Raw genomic sequence first — 1,729 nt, forward strand, 5'->3', positions numbered from 1 at the left:
GCGAAAACCCTGTAACAGCGCATACATTCCGTCATGCGTTTGCGATTATGGCTGTGGAACAAGGAAACGCTGATTTATACCATTTAATGCAGACACTTGGCCATGAACAGGTTCAAACGACGAAAATCTATCTTGAGAAGCACATGAAACGAAAGAATAATGTCGGGATGAGTTTCGCAGATTTGTTTGAGCGACTTGTACGATAAGAGCGTGGCATTTAGATGAAACCTACATCAAAATCAAAGGAGAGTGGTGGTATCTTTATCGTGCGATTGATCGAGAAGGATACACCTTGGATATTCAACTTCGTAAAACAAGGGATCATCAAGCCGCTTATATGTTTATGAAAAGGTTAGTGAAAGCTTTTGGAGAACCAACAGTTCTTACAACAGACAAGGCTCCAGCCTTACTTTGTGCGTTCAAAAAACTGAAAAAGAACGGTTTTTATGTGCATACGAAACATTGCACCGTTAAGCATCTCAATAACCTCATCGAACAAGATCATAGACATATCAAGAGACGTTTTGTTACATCCGCAGGATTTCAAAATCTCCGCCATGCTTCACGTACATTAAAAGGAATCGAGACGATTCATGCTATATACAAACAAAAGAGAAGTCAGATTCCAGACTTCTCTTTTTCGACGTACAATGAATTACAGAAATTATTTAGAACTGCTTAAACTATAACCTTATTTTTCAAGAGCAGCTAGACGTTGACGAATTGCTTCGCGTTTTTCTAGGTAGTCTTGCTCTTTCGCACGCTCTCCGTCAATAACTGCTGCAGGAGCTTTCGCTACGAAACCTTGGTTAGAAAGTTTCTTCTGTACACGTTCTACTTCTTTATCGAACTTCTCAAGTTCTTTCTCAAGACGAGCTCTCTCTTCATCAAGATTGATAAGATCAGCTAACGGTAAGAATAACTCTGCACCTGTTACGATTGCAGTCATTGCTTTTTCTGGCGCTTGTAAGTCCGTTTGAATTGTTAATTCGCTTGGGTTACAGAAACGCTCAATGTAAGAGCTATTTTTCGTAAGTTGAGCAAGTACAGCCTCATCTTTTGCTTTAATTTGCATTTGAACTTTTTTGCTCATTGGTGTATTTACTTCTGCACGGATGTTACGAACAGAGCGAATGATATCAACTAGAAGGTGCATTTCTGCCGCAGCTTCCGTATCTTGTAAATCTTCGCGAACTGTTGGCCACGCAGCTACTGTAATAGATTCACCTTCATGCGGTAAATGTTGCCAAATCTTCTCTGTTACGAATGGCATGAATGGGTGTAATAGACGCATTGTTTGATCTAATACGTAAGCTAAAATTGAACGAGTTGTTTTCTTAGCTGCTTCATCTTCACCGTATAGTGGAAGCTTCGCCATTTCAATGTACCAGTCACAGAAATCGTCCCAAATGAAGTTGTATAATGAACGTCCAGCTTCACCGAACTCATATTTATCCATGTTACGTGTTACACTTTCGATTGTTTCGTTTAAGCGAGTTAAGATCCACTTATCTGCAACTGATTTTTCACCAGTTAAATCGATTTCTTCATACTTCATGTCATCCATGTTCATTAATACGAAACGTGATGCGTTCCAAATTTTATTAATGAAGTTCCAAGTAGATTCTACTTTTTCCATGCTGAAACGTAAATCTTGACCTGGTGCACTTCCTGTTGATAAGAAGAAACGCATTGCATCTGCACCGTACTTCTCGATAACATCCATTGG

The 1,729-nt window shown here is 39.4% G+C and carries 2 protein-coding genes and 1 pseudogene; 2 read left to right on the plus strand and 1 reads right to left on the minus strand.

The annotated features are described in order from the left end of the window. On the plus strand, window positions 1–206 hold a 206-nt coding region (locus F3I02_RS21005; RefSeq protein WP_196478374.1), incomplete at its 5' end, for a tyrosine-type recombinase/integrase. A gap of 2 nt (window positions 207–208) precedes the next feature. Then, window positions 209–682: pseudogene (locus tag F3I02_RS21010) on the plus strand (IS6 family transposase); the annotation flags it as partial. A gap of 9 nt (window positions 683–691) precedes the next feature. On the opposite strand, the gene F3I02_RS21015 reads toward F3I02_RS21010, so the two are convergent. Beyond that, on the minus strand, window positions 692–1,729 hold a 1,038-nt coding region (locus F3I02_RS21015; RefSeq protein WP_374058659.1), incomplete at its 5' end, for a class I tRNA ligase family protein.

The sequence above is a fragment of the Bacillus sp. SRB3LM genome (genome assembly GCF_015712745.1).
Lineage (GTDB): Bacteria > Bacillota > Bacilli > Bacillales > Bacillaceae_G > Bacillus_A > Bacillus_A thuringiensis_K.